The organism is Stenotrophomonas sp. YJH_SMC_82 (genome assembly GCF_059368875.1).
On record NZ_JCAFSE010000007.1, the window covers coordinates 17,950 to 40,757 of the forward strand.

The 22,808-nt window shown below is 68.2% G+C and carries 20 protein-coding genes; all 20 read left to right on the plus strand.

Annotated features, from left to right (window positions below; genetic code table 11):
• The gene (gene fliP, locus AC5P53_RS19950) at nt 1-780 is read left to right on the plus strand and encodes a flagellar type III secretion system pore protein FliP (protein WP_014647039.1); all 780 of its coding nucleotides are present in this window, start codon (nt 1-3) and stop codon (nt 778-780) included.
• Nucleotides 781-846: 66 nt separating this feature from the next.
• Nucleotides 847-1,116, plus strand: a complete 270-nt coding sequence (locus AC5P53_RS19955) for a flagellar biosynthetic protein FliQ (RefSeq protein WP_005413254.1) — start codon at nt 847-849, stop codon at nt 1,114-1,116.
• 13 nt (nt 1,117-1,129) lie between these two features.
• On the plus strand, nt 1,130-1,921 hold the full coding sequence (fliR, locus tag AC5P53_RS19960; protein ID WP_014037103.1) for a flagellar biosynthetic protein FliR: 792 nt from the start codon (nt 1,130-1,132) through the stop codon (nt 1,919-1,921).
• Nucleotides 1,922-2,196: 275 nt separating this feature from the next.
• Nucleotides 2,197-4,329, plus strand: coding sequence for a putative bifunctional diguanylate cyclase/phosphodiesterase (locus tag AC5P53_RS19965; protein ID WP_075076495.1), 2,133 nt, complete (start codon nt 2,197-2,199; stop codon nt 4,327-4,329).
• Between the two features lie 206 nt (nt 4,330-4,535).
• Nucleotides 4,536-5,666, plus strand: a complete 1,131-nt coding sequence (gene flhB, locus AC5P53_RS19970) for a flagellar biosynthesis protein FlhB (RefSeq protein ID WP_241886783.1) — start codon at nt 4,536-4,538, stop codon at nt 5,664-5,666.
• Nucleotides 5,667-5,710: 44 nt separating this feature from the next.
• A complete protein-coding gene (gene flhA, locus AC5P53_RS19975; protein ID WP_153643679.1) occupies nt 5,711-7,771 on the plus strand; it encodes a flagellar biosynthesis protein FlhA in 2,061 nt (686 codons plus the stop codon).
• A 145-nt stretch (nt 7,772-7,916) separates the two neighbouring features.
• Nucleotides 7,917-9,533 carry a flagellar biosynthesis GTPase FlhF gene (flhF, locus tag AC5P53_RS19980; protein WP_046430441.1) on the plus strand — a complete coding sequence of 539 codons (1,617 nt, stop codon included), beginning with the start codon at nt 7,917-7,919 and terminating at the stop codon, nt 9,531-9,533.
• The gene (locus AC5P53_RS19985) at nt 9,520-10,407 is read left to right on the plus strand and encodes a MinD/ParA family ATP-binding protein (protein WP_005416424.1); all 888 of its coding nucleotides are present in this window, start codon (nt 9,520-9,522) and stop codon (nt 10,405-10,407) included. The genes flhF and AC5P53_RS19985 overlap by 14 nt, the downstream gene beginning before the upstream one ends.
• A complete protein-coding gene (locus tag AC5P53_RS19990) occupies nt 10,404-11,150 on the plus strand; it encodes an RNA polymerase sigma factor FliA (protein WP_014647032.1) in 747 nt (248 codons plus the stop codon). The genes AC5P53_RS19985 and AC5P53_RS19990 overlap by 4 nt, the downstream gene beginning before the upstream one ends.
• Before the next feature lie 57 nt (nt 11,151-11,207).
• Nucleotides 11,208-11,600, plus strand: coding sequence for a chemotaxis response regulator CheY (gene cheY, locus AC5P53_RS19995; RefSeq protein ID WP_005413247.1), 393 nt, complete (start codon nt 11,208-11,210; stop codon nt 11,598-11,600).
• Nucleotides 11,600-12,205 (plus strand): protein phosphatase CheZ, encoded by a 606-nt coding sequence (locus AC5P53_RS20000; RefSeq protein ID WP_241886782.1) that lies wholly within the window; start codon nt 11,600-11,602, stop codon nt 12,203-12,205. The genes cheY and AC5P53_RS20000 overlap by 1 nt, the downstream gene beginning before the upstream one ends.
• 2 nt (nt 12,206-12,207) lie before the next feature.
• A complete protein-coding gene (locus tag AC5P53_RS20005) occupies nt 12,208-14,052 on the plus strand; it encodes a chemotaxis protein CheA (RefSeq protein WP_495227500.1) in 1,845 nt (614 codons plus the stop codon).
• Nucleotides 14,053-14,142: 90 nt separating this feature from the next.
• A complete protein-coding gene (locus tag AC5P53_RS20010) occupies nt 14,143-14,883 on the plus strand; it encodes a flagellar motor protein (RefSeq protein WP_053495130.1) in 741 nt (246 codons plus the stop codon).
• 1 nt (nt 14,884) lies between these two features.
• Nucleotides 14,885-15,901 carry a flagellar motor protein MotD gene (gene motD / locus AC5P53_RS20015; protein ID WP_014647029.1) on the plus strand — a complete coding sequence of 339 codons (1,017 nt, stop codon included), beginning with the start codon at nt 14,885-14,887 and terminating at the stop codon, nt 15,899-15,901.
• Between the two features lie 4 nt (nt 15,902-15,905).
• Nucleotides 15,906-16,688, plus strand: a complete 783-nt coding sequence (locus tag AC5P53_RS20020) for a ParA family protein (protein WP_014647028.1) — start codon at nt 15,906-15,908, stop codon at nt 16,686-16,688.
• On the plus strand, nt 16,685-17,950 hold the full coding sequence (locus AC5P53_RS20025) for a chemotaxis protein CheW (RefSeq protein ID WP_495227501.1): 1,266 nt from the start codon (nt 16,685-16,687) through the stop codon (nt 17,948-17,950). Before AC5P53_RS20020 ends, AC5P53_RS20025 begins: the two co-directional genes overlap by 4 nt.
• A 284-nt stretch (nt 17,951-18,234) precedes the next feature.
• The gene (locus AC5P53_RS20030; RefSeq protein WP_241886780.1) at nt 18,235-18,543 is read left to right on the plus strand and encodes an STAS domain-containing protein; all 309 of its coding nucleotides are present in this window, start codon (nt 18,235-18,237) and stop codon (nt 18,541-18,543) included.
• Entirely contained in the window at nt 18,540-18,905 is a 366-nt protein-coding gene (locus tag AC5P53_RS20035; RefSeq protein WP_005409521.1) for a response regulator, read from the plus strand. Before AC5P53_RS20030 ends, AC5P53_RS20035 begins: the two co-directional genes overlap by 4 nt.
• Nucleotides 18,906-18,950: 45 nt before the next feature.
• Nucleotides 18,951-20,939 (plus strand): chemotaxis protein CheA, encoded by a 1,989-nt coding sequence (locus AC5P53_RS20040; protein ID WP_014647024.1) that lies wholly within the window; start codon nt 18,951-18,953, stop codon nt 20,937-20,939.
• Nucleotides 20,940-21,311: 372 nt separating this feature from the next.
• Nucleotides 21,312-22,808, plus strand: a 1,497-nt coding sequence (locus AC5P53_RS20045; protein ID WP_495220570.1) for a HAMP domain-containing methyl-accepting chemotaxis protein, incomplete at its 3' end; no start/stop codon positions are given.

Below are 22,808 nucleotides of genomic sequence, written 5' to 3' on the forward strand. Positions count from 1 at the left end.
ATGCGTGTCACCCGTACCCGTGTTGCCACCCTGATGCCGTGGCTGCTGTTGCTTGCCCTGTGCCTGTTGCCGGTGCTGGCGTTCGCCGCGCCCGGCGCCCCGGCCACCCCGCTGCCGGACGTCAACGTCGGCAAGATCGGCGGCCAGCCGGTCAGCCTGCCGCTGCAGACCCTGCTGCTGATGACCGCGATCACCCTGATCCCGTCGATGCTGCTGGTGCTGACCTCGTTCACCCGCATCATCATCGTGCTGGGCCTGCTGCGCCAGGCACTGGGTACCGGCCAGACGCCGTCCAACCAGGTACTGCTGGGCCTGGCCCTGTTCCTCACCGCGATGGTGATGATGCCGACCTGGGACAAGGCGTGGAGCACGGGCATGGCGCCCTATCTCAACGGCGACATCGACTTCCAGACCGCCTGGACATTGACCACGCAGCCGCTGCGCGGGTTCATGCTGGCGCAGATCCGCGAGACCGACCTGATGACCTTCGCCGGCATCGCCGGGCACGGCACCTACGCCAGCCCCGATGCGATCCCGTTCCCGGTGCTGGTCGCTTCGTTCGTCACCAGCGAACTGAAGACCGCTTTCGAGATCGGCTTCCTGATCTTCATTCCGTTCGTGATCATCGATCTGGTCGTCGCCAGCGTGCTGATGTCCATGGGCATGATGATGCTGTCGCCGATGCTGGTGTCGGCACCGTTCAAGATCCTGCTGTTCGTGCTGGTGGATGGCTGGGTGCTGACCGTGGGCACGCTGGCGGCCAGCTTCAATCCCGCGTGACGCGATCCGGCGCGATTGAAAGACAGTCGAGCATGGCTCGACTCTATATATGAAGGTGGAACCCGAATGTCTCCCGAACTTGCCTTGACCGAACTGCGTGGCGGCCTGATCACCGTGCTGTGGGTGGCCGGCCCGCTGCTGCTCACCGTACTGGTGGTGGGCGTGGTGGTCGGTGTCGTGCAGGCTGCAACCCAGCTCAATGAACCGACCATCGCCTTCGTCGCCAAGGCGGCAGCGCTGACCGCGGTGCTGTTCGCGCTGGGCAGCCTGCTGATCGGCCACTTGGTTGAATTCACCACGCTGCTGTTCCAGCGCATTCCGCACCTGATCGGCTAGGACACGCGCTTCGATGGACGCCGCGACACAGATGGCGGCCGACGGCCTGCAGGCCTTCGGCATGATCGGCACCGTGCTGTGGACCATGCTGCGCATCGGCGCGGTGGCCATGGCCATGCCCATGGTCGGCACGCGTGCGGTGCCGTCGCGGGTGCGCGTGGTACTGGCCGGCACCCTGGCCATTGCACTGGCGCCGCTGCTGCCACCGGTACCGGACTGGACCGGCTTCGACGCGGCTACGGTGCTGACCATCGCGCGCGAACTGGCCATCGGCGTTTCCATCGGTTTCATGCTGCGGCTGGTATTCGAAGCCGGTGCGATGGCCGGCGAACTGATCGCGCAGGGCACCGGCCTGGCCTTCGCGCAGATGAGCGACCCGCTGCGCGGTGGCACTTCGGGTGTGATCGGCCAGTGGTTCTACCTGCTGTTCGGCCTGCTGTTCTTCACCGCCAACGGCCACCTGGCGTTGATTTCGCTGCTGGTCGACAGCTACCGCGCACTGCCGATCGGCGCCCCGCTGCCGGACCCGCACGCCTTCTTCAGCATCGCCCCGACCTTCCTGCTGACCGTGCTGCGCGGCGCGCTGACGCTGGCCATTCCGCTCACCGTGGCGATGCTGGCGGTGAACCTGGCCTTCGGCGTACTGGCGCGTGCCGCCCCTGCGCTGAATCCGATCCAGCTGGGCCTGCCGGTCTCGCTGCTGCTGGGCCTGTTCCTGCTGGCCCTGCTGGCAGGGGAAATGGGGCCGCCGGTACAGCGCCTGTTCGACGCCGCCTTCCAGGCTGCGGACGCGGTCACACACTGACCCGATCATCACGTTCTACTGCTTGCCATGCATTTGTTTCTGTAAAGCCGAGCCCATGCTCGGCTGCCGCTCCTGCCGAAGGCAGCCGAGCATGGGCTCGGCTCTACAGGGGCGCAATTTCACGTATTGCCGCTTGAAGTCCCCCCCGGTCTGCGCGTTAGAGTGAATGCGCGGCAACCGGGGGGATGCCGCACATGGCCGGCGTCGTGCGTCGGCCTGCCTCATGCATGCCCCACCGTGGTTTCCGTCGACAGGCAGGTCCGGGAGACTGACGAATGCTGGTAGGCACGTACAACCCGTGGCTGGTGGCGATCTCGCTGCTGGTCGCCGTGATGGCTTCATACACCGCGCTGGCGATGGCCGGGCGCACGGTGACCGCACCGGGCAGGGGCGCGGCCTGGTGGTGGCGGCTGGGCGGCGGCTTCGCCATGGGCCTGGGCATCTGGTCGATGCATTTCATCGGCATGCTGGCTTTCGACCTGCCCATTCCATTGGGCTACGACCTTCCCATCACCCTGCTCTCGCTTGCGCTTGCCATCGCCTCATCGGTGTTCGCGCTGTGGCTGGTCTCGCTGCGCACCCTGCCCCACCCGCGATTGGCGGTCGGCGCCCTGCTGATGGGCACCGGCATCGCCGGCATGCATTACGTTGGCATGGCTGCAATGCGCATGCAGCCGGGAATCGACTACGACCCGGGCTGGCTGCTGTTCTCGCTGATGGTGGCGGTGGCTGCCTCCTGGACCGCGCTGTACGTGGCGTTCCGGCTGCGCGCCCAGCGCACCCGCATCGGTGATCGACTGGCGGCGGCGGGCCTGCTCGGCCTGGCCATCGTCGGCATGCATTACACCGGCATGGCCGCTGCGCGCTTCCCGGAAGGCAGCGTCTGCGGCGCGGCGGTCGGCGATGGCCTGCAGAACGAGTGGCTGGCGATGCTGGTGGTAGTGCTGACCGTGGCGATCCTGGCCGTGGTGCTGGTGGTCTCATGGCTGGACCAGCGCGTGGAAGCGCAACTGCTGCGGCTGCGCAATTCGATGCTGAGCACCTCGTTGACCGACGCGCAGCAGGAACTGACCCAGGCCGCGCTGCACGATCCTCTCACCCGCCTGCCCAACCGCCTGCTGCTGCAGCGGCGCATCGTGCAGGCACTGGCCGAGGCCGAACAGGGCGGCAACCGCTTCGCGGTTATGTTCATGGACCTGGACGGCTTCAAGCAGGTCAATGATGCCTATGGCCATCAGGCCGGTGATGCGCTGCTGGTGGCGGTGGCCGAACGCACCCGCCAGCTGCTGCGCCCGCACGATATGCTGGCACGGCTGGGCGGCGACGAGTTCGTGCTGGTGGTGCGCATCGAGCACGACGAGGACCTGCCGACCCTGGCCCGGCGCATCCTGCAGGCGGTGGGCAGCGGCCCGTTGCTGCCGGACAACGAACTGCAGGTGACCGCCAGCATCGGCGTGGCGATCTGCCCGGACCACGCCGCCAGCGAGCGCCAGTTGATGGCCTTCGCCGACGCGGCGATGTACCAGGCCAAGGAGTCCGGTCGCAACGCCTTCGTGCTGTTCGCCGACTGGATGAACGACAGTGCCGAGCAGCAGTTCCGGCTGCTGGCCGACCTGCGCCGCGCCATCGGCAGCGAGCAGCTGTTCCTGCACTATCAGCCGAAGATCCGCGTGGCCACGCAGAAGGTGGCCGGCGCCGAAGCGCTGATCCGCTGGCGCCATCCGGAACACGGCCTGATTCCCCCCGACCGCTTCATCCGCCTGGCCGAGCGCAGCGGTGCGATCAACGAGATCGGGCGCTGGGCGCTGGACCAGGCCTGCCAGCAGCTGCGGCGCTGGCACGACACCGGGCATGAAAGCTGGTCGATGTCGGTGAACCTGTCGCCGGTGCAGTTCAGTTCGCCGCACCTGCTGCAGGATGTGCGCGAGGTGATCGAGCGCCATGGCATTGCCCCGCGCCACCTGGTGCTGGAGATCACTGAAAGCACCGTCATGCGCGATACCGATACCAGTCTTCGCCTGCTGCAGGCGCTGTCGGCGCTGGGCGTGGGCATCTCCATCGATGATTTCGGAACCGGCTACTCCAGCCTGCTGTACCTGAAGCGGCTGCCGGCCACCGAGATCAAGATCGACCATGCGTTCGTGCGCGACCTGGAACACAGTGCCGAAGACGTGGTGATCGTCTCGGCGATCGTGGCGCTGGGCCATGCGCTGGACATGGACATCGTCGCCGAGGGCGTGGAGACCGCCGCGCAGCGCGCCTACCTGGAACGCCTGGGCTGCGACTTCCTGCAGGGATACCTGCTGGGCCGCCCGGTGGATGCGGCGCGCTTCATGCAGCTGCACGACCTGCCCCGGCCGCGGGTGGAACTGGCACAGAGCCCGCCGCCGCAATACCCGCCCGGCTGACACCGGGCCACGCGCGCCCGCCATCACGGAACGATTCCTGCGGCACTCTCCTGTAGAGCCGAGCTCATGCCCGGCTGTGCTTCGCGCCTGGCCCCAACCGTAGCCGAGCGTGGGCTCGGCTCTACAGAACGGGCCGTCGGTAGATCCACGCCAGGCGTGGAACGGTTCTTGCACGCACCCCGGCACCCCCTGCCGCAGTGCCCGTGATGTCCGAGAACGAATCCGCCGGCGAAAAGACCGAACAACCAACCGAAAAACGCCTGCGCGACGCCCGTGAACAGGGCAACCTGCCGCGCTCGCGCGAACTTGGCACCGCCGCCGTGTTCGGCGCCGGCGTGCTGGCGGTGATGGCCCTGAGCGGCTCGATCGGCCGTGGCGCCACGGCCTGGATGAAGCACGCGCTCAGCCCCGAACAGAGCCTGCGGCAGAACCCGAAGGAACTGTTCGGCCACTTCGGCGACCTGCTGCTGCAGTTCATGCTGGTGATCGCACCGCTGGTGCTGGTCTGCCTGCTGGCCAGCTTCGTCGCCCCGCTGGTGATGGGCGGCCTGCGCTGGTCGCAGAAGGCGTTGCTGCCCGACATCAACCGCATGAACCCGATGAGCGGGCTCAAGCGCCTGTATGGCCCGGAGGCGATTGCCGAATTCACCAAATCGCTGCTGCGCGTGGCCTTCGTCGGCGTCGCCGCCGGGCTGGTGGTCTGGACCGGCTTCGACACCCTGCGCGGGCTGATCCACCACCCGCTGGAAACCGCCATCACCGATGGCCTGGGCTTCACCCTGCGCCTGCTGCTGGCCACCGCCGGCGCGATGCTGGTGCTGGCCGCCATCGATGCGCCGTACCAGCGCTGGAACTGGATGCGCAAGCTGAAGATGACCCGCGAGGAACTGCGCCGGGAAATGAAGGAAAGCGAGGGCAGCCCCGAGGTGAAGGGCCGCATCCGCCAGCTGCAGCAGCAGATGGCCAACCGCCGGATGATGGAGGCGGTGCCCACTGCCGACGTGGTGGTGGTCAACCCCACCCACTACGCGGTGGCCCTGAAGTACGAGGGCGGCGCCATGAACGCCCCCACCGTGGTCGCGCTGGGCGTGGACGAAACCGCCCTGCGCATCCGTGAAGTGGCCGACGGCAACAAGGTGGCGATCGTCTCCGCCCCGCCTTTGGCACGCGCCTTGTATCGGGAAGGCCAACTCGGAAAGGAAATCCCCGTGAGACTGTATTCGGCCGTCGCCCAGGTCCTGTCCTACGTCTACCAGCTGCGCGCCTGGCGCACTGGCCCGATGCCGGACGCCCCGCACATCCAGGTGGATGAATTCGGCAAGGGAGGCCGCCCGTGAGCGCCCAGCCCTCCGCCGGTTTCAACACCCGCCGCGCCCTGGAAATGATCCGCCAGGGCCTTGGCGCGCCGCTGATCGTGCTGGCCCTGCTGGCCATGGTCGTGGTGCCGCTGGCCGCGCCGGTGCTCGATGCGCTGTTCACCTTCAACATCGCCATCTCGCTGATGGTGCTGCTGGCGGTGGTCTACGTGAAGCGCCCGCTGGACTTCACCATCTTCCCGATCGTGCTGCTGATCACCACCATGCTGCGGCTGGCGCTGAACGTGGCCTCCACCCGTGTGATCCTGCTGAACGGCCAGAACGGCCATGATGCCGCGGGCAAGGTCATCGCCGCCTTCGGTGAATTCGTGATCGGCGGCAACTATGCGGTCGGCATCGTGGTGTTCGCGATCCTGACCATCATCAATTTCGTGGTCATTACCAAGGGTGCCGGCCGCGTTTCGGAAGTGACCGCGCGCTTCATCCTGGACGCGATGCCCGGCAAGCAGATGGCGATCGACGCCGACCTCAACGCCGGTTTGCTGACGCGTGAAGAAGCCAAGCTGCGCCGCGAGGAAGTGCGTGAGGAAGCCGACTTCTACGGTGCGATGGACGGCGCCAGCAAGTTCATCCGCGGCGATGCCATTGCCGGCATCCTGATCCTGTTCATCAACATGCTCGGCGGCCTGGCCGTGGGCGTGCTGCAGCATGGCATGCCGTTCGGCGAAGCCGCCGCCACCTACACCCTGCTGTCGATCGGTGACGGCCTGGTAGCGCAGCTGCCGGCCCTGCTGGTCTCCAGCGCCGTGGCCATGCTGGTTACCCGCGCCTCGCGCTCGCAGGACATGGCCCAGGCCATGACCGGCCAGGTGTTCGGCCAGTACCGTGCGCTGGCGATCACCGCCGGCATCATCGGCGTGGTCGGCCTGGTGCCGGGCATGCCCAACGTCGCTTTCCTGACGCTGGCCGCGATCCTCGGCTTCATCGCCTGGAAGCTGTACCGCAAGGGCAAGGCGCCGGCTGCCGATGCGGCAGGCGGTGGCACCGATGCCGCCGCACTCAACGCACTCGGCCGCCCGGCCGCACCGGCACCGACTGCCGAACTGAGCTGGGACGAACTGCGCCCGGTCGATCCGCTGGGTCTGGAGGTCGGCTACCGGCTGATCCCGCTGGTGGACAGCAACCAGGGCGGCGAACTGATGGCGCGCATCAAGGGCGTGCGCCGCAAGCTCACCCAGGATGTCGGCTTCCTGATCCCGTCGGTGCACATCCGCGACAACCTGGAACTGCCGGCCAACGGCTACCGCGTGCTGGTGCACGGCGTGCCGGTGGCCACCGCCGAGATCCACCCCGACCGCGAGCTGGCGCTGGACCCGGGCAGCGCGCTCGGCGCGCTGGAAGGCATCGCCGGCAAGGACCCCGCATTCGGCCTGGACGCCACCTGGATCCAGCCGCACCAGCGCGCCCAGGCCGAAACGCTGGGCTACACCGTGGTCGATCCGGCCACCGTGGTCGCCACCCATCTGTCGCACCTGATCCGTGAGCACGCGCCGGAACTGCTCGGCCACGAAGAAGTGCAGCACCTGCTGGCCAACCTGGCCAAGAGCGCGCCCAAGCTCGTCGAAGATCTGACGCCGAAGGCGTTGCCGCTGTCGGCGGTGGTGCGCGTGCTGCAGAACCTGCTGGTCGAGCGCATTCCGATCCGCCAGCTGCGCAAGATCGCCGAGGCACTGGTCGAACATGCGCCCAGCAGCCAGGACCCGGCCGTGCTGACCGCCGCTGTTCGCACCGCACTGGGCCGCTTCATCGTGCAGGAGATCGCCGGAATGTCGGCGGAGCTGCCGGTATTCACCCTCAACCCGCAATTGGAACGTGTCTTGCAGGAGTCCACGCAGGGCAACGGCGCCGCGCTGGAACCCGGACTCGCTGAGCGACTGCACCAGAGCCTGGCCGAATGTGTCAGCAAGCAGGAAGCCCGCAACGAGCCCGCGGTCGTGCTGGTACCTGGCCCGGTGCGCGCCGCGCTGGCCCGCCTGGTCCGCCACAGCGTTCCGTCGCTGTCGGTCCTGGCCTACAGCGAGGTGCCGGAGGACAAGCGCCTGAAGCTGGTCGGAACGATCAGCTGACGCCGCCCTGCGATGCGCCAGAAAACAGACACCACTTTCGAACCAACGCAACAGACAGATACCAAGGGGAACCCGCACCGTGCAGACCACCGACCACCCGAGTTCTCCGACCGCCACCCCGCCGTCTTCGCCCCGTGACCACAGCATGAAAATCAAACGATTCGTCGCCGCCGACATGCGCTCGGCCATGAACCTGGTGCGCAAGGAACATGGTCCTGACGCCGTGATCCTGTCCAACCGCCGGATCGAGGAAGGCATCGAGATCGTCGCCGCCGCCAACTACGACGAGAGCGCCGTGCAGCGTGCACTGGAAGCCTCGCGCCGTGACGTTGCACCGCCGCCGGCACCCAAGCCGCGCACCGCCGCCGACGCGGTGATCGCCGCCGTCACCCGCCGCCGCAGCAGCACCCCGGCGCCGGAACCGGTCGCGGCCACCACCTCGGCAGTGGCCGCCCTCGCCCGCGCCGCCGTCGGTGCCACCGGCCGCACCCTGGACAGCGCCGACGAGATCGTGCCGACCCGGGGCAGCACCGGCTTCGCCGCCACCCTGGCCCGCGCCGCCGTCAACGAACCGGCACCGCCGGACCAGATCTTCGCCCCGTTCGCCGAGGCCATCGTTGCACCGGCCGCAACCGTGCCGGCCAACCGCGCGCGCTTCCAGATCGACCCGCCGCACGAGGCGCATCACGAAAGCGTGGCCCCGGCCGTGCTGCCGCCGCCGCTGCCGACCGCTGCCGTGATCGACGCGCAGCCCGGGATCGCCGCCAGCGAACCGGCAGCGGTCGAAGCCGCTATCGAGGCCAGCCCGGCCCCCATGCTGGCCCCGGCACCGACGCTGACCGTGGTTGCTCAGGACGACGCAGAGATCCGCCAGCTGCGCCAGGAAGTGGCCGGCATGCGCCAGGTGATCGAGCGCGAGATGAACCGCTTCACCGATGAGCGCCTGCGTGGCAGCCCGGTGCGCGCCACCGCGCTGGACCTGATGGACGAGTACGGTTTCGACGCCGGGCTGGCCCGCGACGTGGCCATGCAGATCCCGCTGGAAACCGAAGCCCATCGTGGCCGCGGCCTGATGCTGGGGCTGATCTCGCGCAAGCTGCCGATCGCCCCGGTCGACCCGCTGGAAGAAGGCGGCGTGATCGCGCTGGTCGGCCCGACCGGCGCCGGCAAGACCACCACCATCGCCAAGCTGGCCTCGCGCTTCGCCGAGAAGCACGCCCCGCGTGACGTCGCCCTGGTCACCACCGACACCACCCGCATCGGCGCCCGTGAACAGCTGTATGGCTACGGCCGCCAGCTCGGCATCGCCGTGCACGAGGCCAACAGCGGCACCGACCTGGACCAGCTGCTGGAACGCTTGAAGGACTACAAGCTGGTGCTGATCGATACCGCCGGCCTGGGCCCGCGCGACCGTGCCCTGGCCGCCCAGCTGCAGTGGCTGCGCGCCGCGCGCCAGGTGCGCACCCTGCTGGTGCTGCCGGCCAACACCAGCTTCGGCGACATGGACGAGGTGGTGCGCCGCTTCGGTGCGGCCAACCTGCAGGGCCTGGTGCTGAGCAAGCTGGACGAGACCGGCCGCTTCGGCAACGCCCTGTCGGTGGCCGTGGACCACGCCCTGCCGATCACCTGGGTGACCGATGGCCAGGACGTCCCGGAGGACCTGCACCGGGCCAGTGCAGCCAATCTTGTACTTCGCCTTGAAGATTTGCGCCGAGCGGCCGATATGCCCTGCAACCCGGAGTTGAACCATGCCGTCGCGTGAGTACGCCAAGCTGACCAAGACCTTCCCGCTGTCGGCCACCCGCAGCGAGCCGCTCGGCCCTGTGCGCACCATCGCGGTGACCGGCGGCAAGGGCGGCGTGGGCAAGACGAATGTGTCCGCCAACCTGGCGGTGGCGCTGGCGGGCATGGGCAAGCGCACGCTGCTGCTGGACGCCGACCTGGGCCTGGCCAACATCGACGTGATCCTGGGCTTGAACCCCACCTTTACGCTGGCCGACCTGGTGGCCGGCCGCTGCTCGCTGGACGACGTCATCGTCGAAGGCCCGAACGGCGTGCTGGTGGTCCCGGCCGCTTCCGGCCGCCGGCACATGGCCGAGCTGGCCCCGGCCGAGCATGTCGGCCTGGTCAACGTGTTCTCCGAACTGGAACGCGAGCTGGACATCATGGTGGTCGATACCGCCGCCGGCATCACCGACGGCGTGCTGACCTTCTGCCAGGCCGCGCAGGACACCGTGGTGGTGGTCTGTGACGAACCGGCCTCGATCACCGACGCCTACGCACTGATCAAGGTGCTATCGCGCGAGCGCGGCGTGGACCGCATCCAGGTGGTGGCCAACATGGTGCGCGACCCGAACGAGGGCCGCGTGCTGTACGAGAAGCTGACCCGCGTCTGCGAGAAGTTCCTCGCCGATGTCTCGCTGAACTACCTGGGCTGCGTGCCGCAGGATGACTGGCTGCGCCTGTCGGTGCAGCGCCAGCAGCCGGTGGTGAAGGCCTATCCATCCAGCCCGTCGGCGCTGGCGATCACCGAGATCGCACGCCGCACCGCGCGCTGGCAGGCACCGACCGAACCGCGCGGTGGCGTCGAGTTCTTCCTCGAACGCATCCTCAAGCAGCGTGGGGTGGCCGCATGAAAGGCGCAGCCCACCAGTACAGGGAAGTCCAGCGCTCGGCGGCCAACGAGGTCATCGCCCAGCATTCGGACCTGGTGCGACGCATCGCCCACCACCTGGCCGCGCGCCTGCCGGCCAGCGTCGAAGTCGATGATCTGATCCAGGCCGGCATGATGGGCCTGATCGAAGCCTCGCGCAGCTACGACGCCGACCAGGGCGCCTCGTTCGAGACCTATGCCTCGATCCGCATCCGCGGCTCGATGATCGACGAGATCCGCCGTGGCGACTGGGTGCCGCGCTCGGTGCACCGCCGTGCCCGTGATGCCGCCGCCACCATCCGCCGCCTGGAACAGAGCACGGGCCGTGCCGCCAGCGCCACCGAAGTGGCCGCCGCGATGGAGATGCCGCTGCCCGAGTACCTGAGGCTGATGGAAGACGCCGCACGTGGCCAGGTGCTGAGCCTGGAGTCGCGCATCGAAGACCAGGGCGAACTGGATACCGTCGCCCAGGGCGGCCCGACCCCGCAGCAGGTGCTGGAGCGCGGCGAGTTCGGCCGTGAGCTGGGCAAGGCCATCGGCCACCTGCCCGAGCGCGAACAGCTGGTGCTCTCGCTGTACTACGAGCAGGAGCTGAACCTGAAGGAGATCGGCGCGGTGCTCGGCGTGAGCGAGTCGCGGGTCTGCCAGATCCATGGCCAGGCCGTGCTGCGCCTGCGCGGCCGCCTGAAGATTTTCGAGGCCGTCGACGCCGGCCTGGAAGAATGAACATCCCCGAGGCGACTGCCCCCGGCCGCCCGGAATGAACAACAAAGGAACTCTGCTTTGAACAAGAACATGCGCATCCTCATCGTCGACGACTTCTCGACCATGCGTCGAATCGTCAAGAACCTGCTGGGCGATCTGGGCTTCACCAACACCGCCGAAGCCGAGGACGGGCATGCCGCGCTGTCGCTGCTGCAGAGCCAGCCCTTCGATTTCGTCGTCACCGACTGGAACATGCCGGTGATGACCGGCATCGAACTGCTCAAGGCGATCCGTGCCGACGCCAAGCTGAAGACCCTGCCGGTGCTGATGGTCACCGCCGAAGCCAAGCGCGAGCAGATCATCGAAGCGGCCCAGAACGGCGTGAACGGCTACATCATCAAGCCGTTCACCGCGCAGACGCTGGAAGAGAAGCTGGGCAAGATCTTCGAACGCCTGGCGGCCAGCGCCTGATGGATACCACGGTCGACAAGAGCGCCCTCGCCCTGCGCCTGCAGGAAGCCCTGGATGCCCTGGAGTCCGGTGACGAAGCCGCCTGGCGGCAACGCATCGACGGACTGGTCGCGCTGCGCACGCAGCCGATGATGAGCGGCCTCTCGCGGCTGGCCCGCGAGCTGGGGCAGGCTCTGGGCGAACTGCCGACCGTGCCCAGCGAGGCCGGCGAACTGGACGATGCGTGCGCACGCCTGGACCACGTGGTGGCGATGACCGAACAGGCCACCCACCGCACCCTGGACCTGGCCGAGGAATGCCGCAGCCTGACCGAGCAGCTGCGCGCCGAAGGCCTGCAGCCAGGCCAGGACGCGCAGCTGGAGCGCATCCGCCACAACCTGACCGAGATCGCCCTGACCCAGAGCTACCAGGACCTGACCGGGCAGATCATCCGTCGCGTGGTCGGCATCGTCCGCCGCGTGCATGAAGGCTTCGGCGCGCTCGGCCTGCCGCCGGAACAGCATCGCACCGCCCCGGAACTGGCCGGGCCGGCACTGAAGGGACTGGACCGCCACGCGGTCTCGCAGAACGACGCCGACGACCTGTTGTCGGATCTGGGGCTGTAAGCATGAGCGCGGTATCCGACGACATCACTGCCGATTTCATCATCGAGGCACAGGAAATCCTGGATCGCCTCGGCGAACAGCTGGTGTCGCTGGAGCAGGCACCGCAGGACACCGAACAGCTCAACGCGGTGTTCCGGGGCTACCACACGCTCAAGGGCGGCGCGGGTTTCCTCGGTGTCACCGCCATGGTCGAGCTGTGCCACGCCGCTGAAGAAGCGCTGGGCGCTGCACGTGCCGGCCAGGCCGTGCTGCAGGCCCATCACTTCGACGCCGCCCAGCAATCGCTGGACTACCTGCAGTCGATGCTCGATGCCGTGTCTTCCGGCACCGAGCCGGGCTATGCACCGCCGGACCTGATCGCCCAGTTCGACGTGCATGGCGGTGCAGCAGCGCCTGCCGCCGCTGCCGCCGCACCGGCGGCCGGTGCCGGCGACCTGATCACCGACGACGAGTTCGAGGCGCTGCTCGACCAGCTGCACGGTGGCAGCGCACCGACTGCGGTGGCGCCGGCAAAGAAGGCCGACGACGGCCTGATCAGCGAAGATGAGTTCGAAGCCCTGCTCGACCAGCTGCACGGTGGCGCCGCACCCGGCGCCAGGCCCGCGGCTGCGGTGGCGCCGGCACCGATCGCCGCCCCGCGCCCGGCCACCGCACCGGCACCGGTGGCCAAGCCGGCCGCCAAGCCGCTGGCCGAAGCCGAACACACCGTGCGCGTGGACACCAAGCGCCTGGATGCGATCGTCAACCTGATCGGCGAACTGGTGCTGTCGCGCAACCGGCTCAAGACCCTGCGTGCGCGCCTGCGCGACGAGGAGCTGGACCGCGCCGTGTCCACCCTGGACATCGCCACCGCGCGCCTGCAGTCGGCGGTGATGCGCACCCGCATGCAGCCGGTGGGCAAGGTATTCTCGCGCTTCCCCAAGGTCGCCCGCGACGTCGCCCGCTCGCTGAAGAAGGAAGTGGACCTGGAGCTGATCGGCGCCGAGACCGAGCTCGACCGCAACCTGGTCGAAGCGCTGGCCGACCCGCTGGTGCACCTGGTCCGCAACGCCATCGACCATGGTGTGGAAATGCCCGACCTGCGCGAAGCGCAGGGCAAGCCGCGGATGGGCCATGTTCGGTTGTCGGCGCAGCAGGAAGGTGACTACGTCAGCATCGAGGTGCAGGACGATGGCGCCGGCATCGATCCGGAAAAGCTGCGCGCGAAGGCACGCGAGAAGGGCCTGATCGATCCGGAAGCCGCCGCCCGCCTGAGCAGCGAGGAGTGCCTGCACCTGGTGTTCCTGCCCGGCTTCTCGACCAAGCAGCAGGTCACGGATATTTCCGGACGCGGCGTCGGCATGGACGTGGTGCAGTCGCGCATCCGCGAACTCAGCGGGCAGATCCAGATCCAGTCGGAGCTGGGCCGCGGCAGCCGCTTCCTGATCCGCGTGCCGCTGACCCTGGCGATCCTGCCGACCCTGCTGGTGCAGGCCGGCGAGGACGTCTATGCGCTGCCGCTGGCGCGCGTGATGGAGGTACTGCACGCGCCGCCCACCTCGCTGGGCTGGTTCGATGGCCGTGCCGTGCTCGACCGCCGTTCGCACACGCTGCCACTGGTCGATCTGCGGCAGTGGCTGGATGTGACGCCGGCCGCATCGACCCTGCTGACCATCGTGGTGCTGCAGGCCGGCGAAGCGCGCTTCGGCCTGGTCGTGGACCAGGTCCGTGGGCGCGAGGAAGTGGTCATCAAACCACTGCCGAAGGCCCTGCGCGGCCTGCGCGGTTACGCCGGTGCAACCTTGATCGGCGATGGTCGCATGGCGCTGATCCTGGATGTGGATGGCCTGCGCAGCCCGCACGACTGACCCGCTTGCTGAACCCGTAAAACCGTGAAGTCGCACCAGTAGCCCGTACCGGTGTCTCAAGTCCCATTCATACAAGCCGATACCGGATCCATGGATAGACTCAGCCTCATTGGACTCTTTCTCGCCCTGGCCTCGCTGGTCGGTGGCAGCATCCTCAAGGGCGCCGGCCTGGCGTCGTTGTGGTCGCCTGCGGCGTTCGTGATCGTCATCGTCGGCACCGTTGCCGCGATCCTGCTGCACACCTCGCCGGCGGTGTTCAAGCATGCGTTCAAGATCGTGCGCTGGGTCGTGCGCCCGCCGCACAGCGATCGCCGCGAACTGATCCAGCAGATCGTCGAGTGGAGCAACATCGCCCGCCGCCAGGGCCTGCTCGGCCTGGAATCGCAGGTGGAAGCGCAGCAGGACCCGTTCCTGCGCAAGGGCCTGCAGCTGCTGGTGGACGGTGTCGAGCCCGAATCGATGCGGCACATGCTGGAAATCGAACTGGGCAGCCAGGAACACCAGGACCAGGCCGGCGCCAAGGTGTTCGAAGCGATGGGCATCTACGCACCGACGCTCGGCATCATCGGCGCCGTGCTGGGCCTGATCGCGGTGATGAAGAACCTGGCCGACCCGAGCAAGCTCGGCCACGGCATCGCTGCGGCGTTCACCGCCACGATCTACGGCATCGCCTCGGCCAACCTGCTGTTCCTGCCGATCGCCGCCAAGCTCAAGAGCGTGATCTCGCACAGCACGCGCGACCGCGAAATGGTCATCGAAGGCCTGATCTCGATCGCCCAGGGCGAGAACCCGCGCAACATCGAAACCAACCTCTCCGGCTTCCTGCACTGACATGGCCCGCCGCAAGCACCACGAAGAGCACGCCAACCACGAAGCATGGGCGATCCCCTATGCCGACCTGATGACGCTGCTGCTCGCCTTCTTCGTGGTCATGTACGCGATCTCGTCGGTGAACGAGGGCAAGTACCGGATCATGGCCGACGCGCTCACCGATGCCTTCGGTGGCGCGCCGCGCACGATCAATCCGGTGCAGGTGGGCAACAAGCAGGTGCAGGGTGGCGGCTGGGACAGCCCGTCGGTGATCAAGTCCGGCACCAAGATCGGACCGTCCGCGCCGGCGCCCTCGCACGACCCGACGCTGCTGCCGTCGATGGCCTCGCAGATGCGCATGCCGGTGTCGGTGCACAACCAGGAGCAGATCGCCCGTGCCGAGCGCCAGCTCAACACGATTGCCGACCGCCTCACCGCCGCACTGGCGCCGCTGATCGACCGCGGCATGATCAGCGTGCGCCGCACGGAACTGTGGATCGAGGTCGAGATCAACAGCGACATCCTGTTCCCCACCGGCTCGGCCGCACTGGACGTACATGCGCGGCAGACCCTGGCCAGCCTGGCCGAGGTGCTGCGCGACGTGCCCAACAGCGTGCGCGTGGAAGGCCACACCGACAACGTGCCGATCGCTACCGCCACCTTCCCGTCGAACTGGGAGCTGTCGGCCGGACGCGCCGCCAGCGTGGTGCATCTGTTCGCCGACCAGGGCGTGCAGCCGTCGCGGCTGGCGATGGTCGGCTATGGCCAGTTCCGCCCGCGCGAAGAGAACGACAGCGCACAGGGCCGCAACCGCAACCGCCGGGTGATGGTCATCATCCTGGCCGACACCTCGCATTCGGTGGACCCGCTCGGCCAGCGCCTGAACGCAGCCACCGGCGCCACCGGCAGCACCGTCACCGAACAGGCCGCCGCAACGCCGGCCAGCGCCCCCACCTCCCCCATCGCACCGGTGACGTTGCCACCGGTGCCGGCTGGCAGCCGCGTCGGCGCCGCCGTTCCCCCGGCAATGAAGGAGTAATCCGATGCGCATCTGGGCAGTCGCCAACCAGAAGGGCGGAGTCGGCAAGACCACCACCACCCTCGCCCTCGGCCGCGGCCTGGCCGCGCTCGGCCATCGCGTGCTGCTGATCGACCTCGATCCGCATGCTTCGCTCAGCCGCGCCTTCGGCGTGCCGGTGGACCCGCCGCCGGCCGGCGTGCTGGAGCTGTTCGGCGCACCGCCGGCGGACCTGTCCGGCCTGTGCCATGCCAGCAACATCCAGGGCCTGGACTACGTCTGCGCGCAGTCCGCGCTGGCCACGCTGGAACGCCGTAGCGCCAACCAACCCGGCCTCGGCCTGGCCCTGCAGAACGCGCTGGCGCGCCACCAGGGCCAGCACGATTACATCCTGCTGGACTGCGCACCGACGCTCGGCCTGCTGATGATCAACGCACTGGCTGCCGCCGATCGCCTGATCATTCCGACCCAGGCCGAGCCGCTGGCGCTGCACGGCCTGGATGGCATGGTCCGCACCGGCGAGATGGTCGAGCGTTCGCGCCGGCGGCCGCTGCCGATCTCGATCCTGCCAACCCTGTTCGACCGCCGCACCCGCGCCGGCAACGAGTCGCTGCGCACCATGCAGGACCGCCATGGCAGCCGCGTCTGGGAAGATGCGATTCCGATCGACACCCGCATCAGCAACGCCGCCGGGCTGACCCTGCCGAGCGTCGGCGAAGACTACCCGGGGCGCGGCCTGGCCGCCTACCGGCGCGCCTTGAACTGGATTCTCGGCGAGGATGCCCGTGCCCTGGAGCAGGCCGCATGAACAGCACTGGCATCCTCGACGACTACCTGGACGAACTGCTGGGCGAGGCGATCGCCCCGGCCGCCGCTCCCCACCCCGCGCCGATCAGCACCGCCCCGGCCACGGCCATCGAAGCCGCCGCCGAACGCGAACCCACCTGGGATGACCTGCCGGCCGAGGTGATCTACGAAACCGAAACCGAGAGCGCTGCCGCTGCCCCTGCCGTGGACAACGCCGCACTGGAAGCCGCTTTCGATGCCGCGTCCGCGCCCGTCAGCGTGATCGATGCCGAACGCGAACCCACGTGGGACGACCTGCCCGCTGAAGTGGTCAACGAAACGGATGCCGTCGTCGCGGCCCCGGCCGAGGATGAGGCTGCACTGGAGGCCGCCTTCGAGGCCGCCGCCGCGCCGGCCAGCGCCGGGTCCACCGAACGCGAGCCGACCTGGGATGACCTGCCCGACGAGGTCATCCACGAAACCGCGCCGGCACCCGCTGCGGCCGCTGCGAACACCGGCCCGGAACCCACCTGGGACGATCTGCCGGACGAAGTGATCTACGAGACCGACCCGGCGGACAGCCATCGTCTCGCCCACACCGACAGCCCCGGCCTGCAGGCCGCCTTCGAGGCGGCCGCTGGTGGCGAAGACGTGCCTGCGCCGCCGCCCGCCGTGGTCGCAGCGCCGGTGCCCCCCCCGGCGGCACGCCCTGCACCGGCCCCGGCCGCACGCGCCGCCACGCCGCCGCCGCGCGTCGCCGTCGATGCACCCGCAGGCAACCGCCCCGGCACCTGGCAGGAGCTGCAGGCGCAGGCCCACCAACCGGCCCGCAGCCCGCATCCGCAGAACCGTCGTGCCGGTGAACGCACCTCGCGCTGGCTGCGCCTGCGCTGTGGCACCCAGGCCTATGCGCTGGAACTGCTGAAGGTCCAGGAGGTCGTGCTGCCGGTGCCGCTGCTGCCGTTGCGCGGCACCGCTGCCGCCATGCTGGGCATCATGAACCTGCGCGGCCAGGTGGTCCCGGTGATGGACCTGGGCCTGCACCTGGGCGCGGCTGCCGCCGAGGACGACGCCCAGACCCGCATCGTGGTGCTGGAAGAAGACGGCGAGACCATCGGCCTGCGCGTGTCGGCAGTGGAAGATGTCGCCAACCTCACCGATTCGCAGATCGAACCTCCCGATACCGCACGCATCTGCCAGATTTCCAACGACCTGTTCCGCGGCGTGGCCCGGGTCAGCCAGCGCCCGATGATCCTGCTCGACGCCACACGGCTGTTGAGCTGAACCCCAAAAAGGGGACGGAGGGGATTAAGTCGCAAGTGGCTCAGCGCTTGGCGCCGAAGCGGTGCCTGTCGGGGACGCAAGGAGTCGATCCGTTGGATCAACACCTTACATCCCCACTGCGCGGTCGACGTTGCCGAGGGGCTGCGGCAGAGCCAGGTCGCTTGCGACTTAATCCCCTCCGTCCCCTTTTCAACAGCGACCGCATCGACGCACCGCGTCGATTCTTCTAAAGAACCCCACCGGGGTGCCGTTATGGATCACGGAACCGTTTGTCCGGAGCAACGATGAGCACTGTCGAACTGGGTGGGGATCTCGGCATCGAGAGCACTACCGAGCTCAAGAACCGCCTTGCCCCCCTGGTGGAGCAGGCAGGCGAGCTGACCCTGGATGCCAGCCAGGTCGCCCGCATCCACACGGCCGCCGTGCAGGTGCTGTGTGCGTTCGTGCAGGCCCGCCGCGAGGCAGGCCTGGGCACCGGCTTCCACGGTTGCACTGCAATCTTCCGTGACGCCGCGCGCCTGCTGGGCGTCACCCAGGCCCTCGGCCTGGACGTAACCCATGACAACCTGAAATCTGTGGAGAACGCTGCATGAGCGCACGTATCTTGGTGGTGGACGATTCGGCGTCGATGCGCCAGATGGTGTCCTTCGCCCTCACCTCGGCCGGTTTTGCCGTCGAAGAAGCTGAAGACGGCGCGGTCGCGCTCGGTCGCGCCAAGGGCCAGCGCTTCAATGCGGTGGTTACCGACGTCAACATGCCGAACATGGATGGCATCGCGCTGATCCGCGAACTGCGCCAGCTGCCGGACTACAAGTTCACCCCGCTGCTGATGCTGACCACCGAATCTGCCGCCGACAAGAAGTCCGAAGGCAAGGCCGCTGGCGCTACGGGTTGGCTGGTCAAGCCGTTCAATCCCGAACAGCTGGTCGCCACCGTGCAGAAAGTGCTGGGCTGATCGCCCGGCACCGCTCCCCCTCTTCGCTTCCGGACCACCACTGCCATGAGCATGGACCTGCAACGCTTCCACGCCACCTTCTTCGAGGAGAGCCGCGAAGGCCTCGACGCGATGGAGGCTGGCCTGCTGGCCCTGGAATCGGGGCAGCAGGACGCGGAGATCATCAATTCGGTGTTCCGCGCTGCCCATTCGATCAAGGGCGGCGCCGGCACCTTCGGCTTCGACGCGATCGCCGGCCTGACCCACGTGCTGGAAACGCTGCTCGATGAGCTGCGCGCCGGCAAGCGGGCACTGGAAGGCCACGCCGTCGACGCCATGCTGTCTTCGGTGGACGTGCTGCGCGCCCTGCTGCGCGAAGCCGAACATGGCCAGGCTGCCGATCCGGCTGCCGTCGCTGCGGTGAAGGCACGCCTGGAGGCGGTTCTGTCCGGCCAGGCCGCAGCGAGCGCCCCGGCGGCCGCCGCAGCCAAGGTGGACGATACGCCGGAAGCCTGGCAGATCGGCTTCACCCCGGCGCCGTCGCTGTTCATGAGCGGCAACGACCCGCTGCGCATCATCCGCGAACTGGAACACCTCGGTTCGCTGCAGGTCGCCGCGCGCATGGACCGCCTGCCGGGCTTCGCGCAGCTCGATCCGCTCGAAGCCCACCTGGCGTGGGACCTGGGTCTGGTCGGCAAGGTGCCGCGCAGCAAGATCGAAGACACCTTCGCGTGGGTACTGGACGACTGCGAGCTGGACATCCGTCCGGCCGCACCGCCGAGCCTGGCCACCCAGGCGCCGGCCGCGGCTGCTCCCGCTCCGGCGGCAGCGTCGCCGTCGGCACCCGCCGCGCCTGCCGCCAGCGGTGGCGCCAGCCAGGAAGCGGAAACCTCCATCCGCGTCAGCGTCGACAAGGTCGACGCGCTGATCAACCTGGTCGGCGAACTGGTCATCACCCAGGCCATGCTCAAGCAGGTCTCGCATGCGCTGGACCCGGTCCACGCCGAGAGCCTGTTCGCTGGCCTGGACCAGCTTGAACGCAACACCCGCGACCTGCAGGAAGCGGTGATCGGCGTGCGCATGCTGCCGGTCGATGCGGTGTTCCGTCGCTTCCCGCGCCTGGTCCGCGACCTGTCCAGCCGCCTCGGCAAGCAGGTGCGGCTGCGCACCGTCGGCGAAGGTACCGAGCTGGACAAGGGCCTGATCGAGAAGATCGCCGATCCGCTGGTGCACCTGGTGCGCAACTCGATCGACCACGGCCTGGAAATGCCCGACGTGCGCCGCGGTGCAGGCAAGGACGAAACCGGCACGATCACCCTGGCGGCCTCGCACCAGGGCGGCCACATTGTCATCGAAGTCAGCGACGACGGTCGCGGCCTGGACCGCGCCAAGATCCTGGCCAAGGCCACCGAGCGCGGCCTGGCGGTGCCGGACAACCCGACCGATTCGCAGGTCTGGGACCTGATCTTCCAGCCCGGCTTCTCCACGGCCGATGCAGTCACTGACCTGTCCGGTCGTGGCGTCGGCATGGACGTGGTCCGCCGCAACATCCAGGCGTTGGGGGGCGAGGTGCAGATTGAAAGCAGCCTCGGCGCTGGCACCCGCACGCTGATCCGCCTGCCGCTCACCCTGGCCATCCTCGATGGCATGACCGTGGCGGTAGCCGGTGAGACCCTGATCCTGCCGTTGGCCTATGTGCTTGAGGCGTTGCAGCCGCAAGCCGAGGACATCCGCAGCATGGCCGGCGAAGGCCGCGTGCTGCGCGTGCGCGGTGAATACCTGCCGATCCTGTCGCTGAGCGAGTACTACGGCTACGGCAACCGTGCACCCGGCAGCGAATCGCTGGTGGTGGTGGTCGAAGGCGATGGCCAGAAGATCGCCCTGGAAGTGGACGAACTGGTCGGCCAGCAGCAGGTGGTGGTGAAGAACATCGAGAACAACTACCGCCGCATCGGCGGGGTGTCCGGTGCGACCATTCTCGGCGACGGCCGCGTCGCATTGATCGTCGACATCGGCGGGCTGGTGCGTTCACTGCGGATGCCGCAGGCCGCCTGATCCACACTGCATGCGTGTACTGGACCGCCGCCCTTCGGGGCGGCGGTTTTTGTTTGCGCGCTCCATTCCGGCCGGGGCCGGATGCCCTTTCGGGGAAAAGGGATCTGACCCCATCCGTTCTGTGAACTCCGTCGACGCGATGGTTTCGCGCGCAACTACGCCATGCAAGCGAAAGCCCCGCCGCTGCGCCACTTCCGCGCCGTCATCCCTACGCCACCGAATGTGACATGCGTCCATAAAGTCCATCCGGACTGCGCCGCTATTTCGCTTTGACGGCCGTCACCGAACCCCACCGGGCACCACCGTTCGCTCTGCAACCACCCCCAAACCGGCGCACAGACGCCGGCACTCTGCCCACCTGGAGCACCCTGCATGAAGTGGTTCCAAGATCTGCCCATCGCCCGCAAGCTGGCCGTGGGGTTCACCCTTACCACCCTGATGACCCTGGTCCTCGGCGCGTTCGCCCTGCTGCGACTGAGCGAAGCCAACGCGCAGCTGCGCGAGATGGCCGGCAACGACATCCCCTCGGTCCAGCACCTGGGCGAGGCGCGCTCGCAGCTCGGTGAGTTCCGCACCTACGAACTGGCCCAGCTGAGCATGCTCGACCAGCCGGAGAAGGTCGCCGACTACAACAAGCGCATGGACGACACCGCCAAGGCCGTACATGACGAACTGGCGGCGTACGCGGCGCTGCCGGCGCTGGACAAGGAGCGCGAACTGTATCGCGCCGCCAGCACCCAGCTGGATCGCTACTTCGCCGCCAACAAGGCGATGCGCGACGCCGTGGCCGCCGGTGATGGCGCGCAGGCCCAGCAGATCTCCGATGAGCAGTCACGCCCGGCGCGCCGCGACCTGTTCGCTGCGATGAAGGCACTGGGCACCCACATCGCCGGGCAGATGGACGGCAAGATCGCCGACGCCAACGCCACCCATCGCACCAGCATGATCGCCATCATCGGCTGCATCGTGCTGCTGTCGCTGGTGGCCGCCGCGCTGGCCATCGTCATCTCGCGTGCAGTGACCGGCCCGCTGGGCAAGGCCGTGCATGCCATCCAGGCGGTTGCCCGCGGCGACCTCAGCGTCAGCACCCAGGCCACCAGCAAGGACGAAGCCGGCAGGATGCTGGCCGCCACGACCGAGATGACCGCAATGCTCCGCCGCTTCAGCGAGCAGACCCAGCTGATGGCACAGATGCACGCGGGACCGGACATCAGCCATCGCATTCCGGAAGATTTCCCGGGTGTCTATGGCCAGCTGGCCGGCGGCATCAATACGGTGATCTTCGAGCACCTGGATGCGATCCGCGATGCCATCGACGTGCTCAACCAGTACGCCATCGGCAATCTCACCCCGGATGCACGCCGCCTGCCCGGCAGCCGCGCGATCCTGCACGAATCGATGGACGCGGCCAAGGCCAGCCTGCTGGCGATCAATTCGCAGATCCAGCAGCTGGCCGCGGCGGCCGCTGCCGGTGACTTCAGCCAGCGCGGCGACGCACAGCGTTTCCAGCATGACTTCAAGCTGATGATCGAGCATCTCAACACCATGATGCAGGTGGCCGACGGCAACCTCGGCCAGCTCTCGCAGCTGCTGCAGTCGATCGCCGCCGGCGACCTGACCGCGCGCATGGAAGGCCAGTTCAATGGCGTGTTCGCGCGCATGCGGGATGATGCCAACACCACCGTTGCACAGCTGACCCAGATCGTCGGCCAGATCCAGGCCAGCGCCTCCAGCATCACCCTGGCCGCCGGCGAGATCGCCTCCGGCAACAGCGACCTGTCGCGCCGCACCGAGCAGCAGGCCGCCAACCTGGAAGAAACCGCCGCCTCGATGGAGGAACTGACCTCCACCGTGCGCCAGAACGCCGAG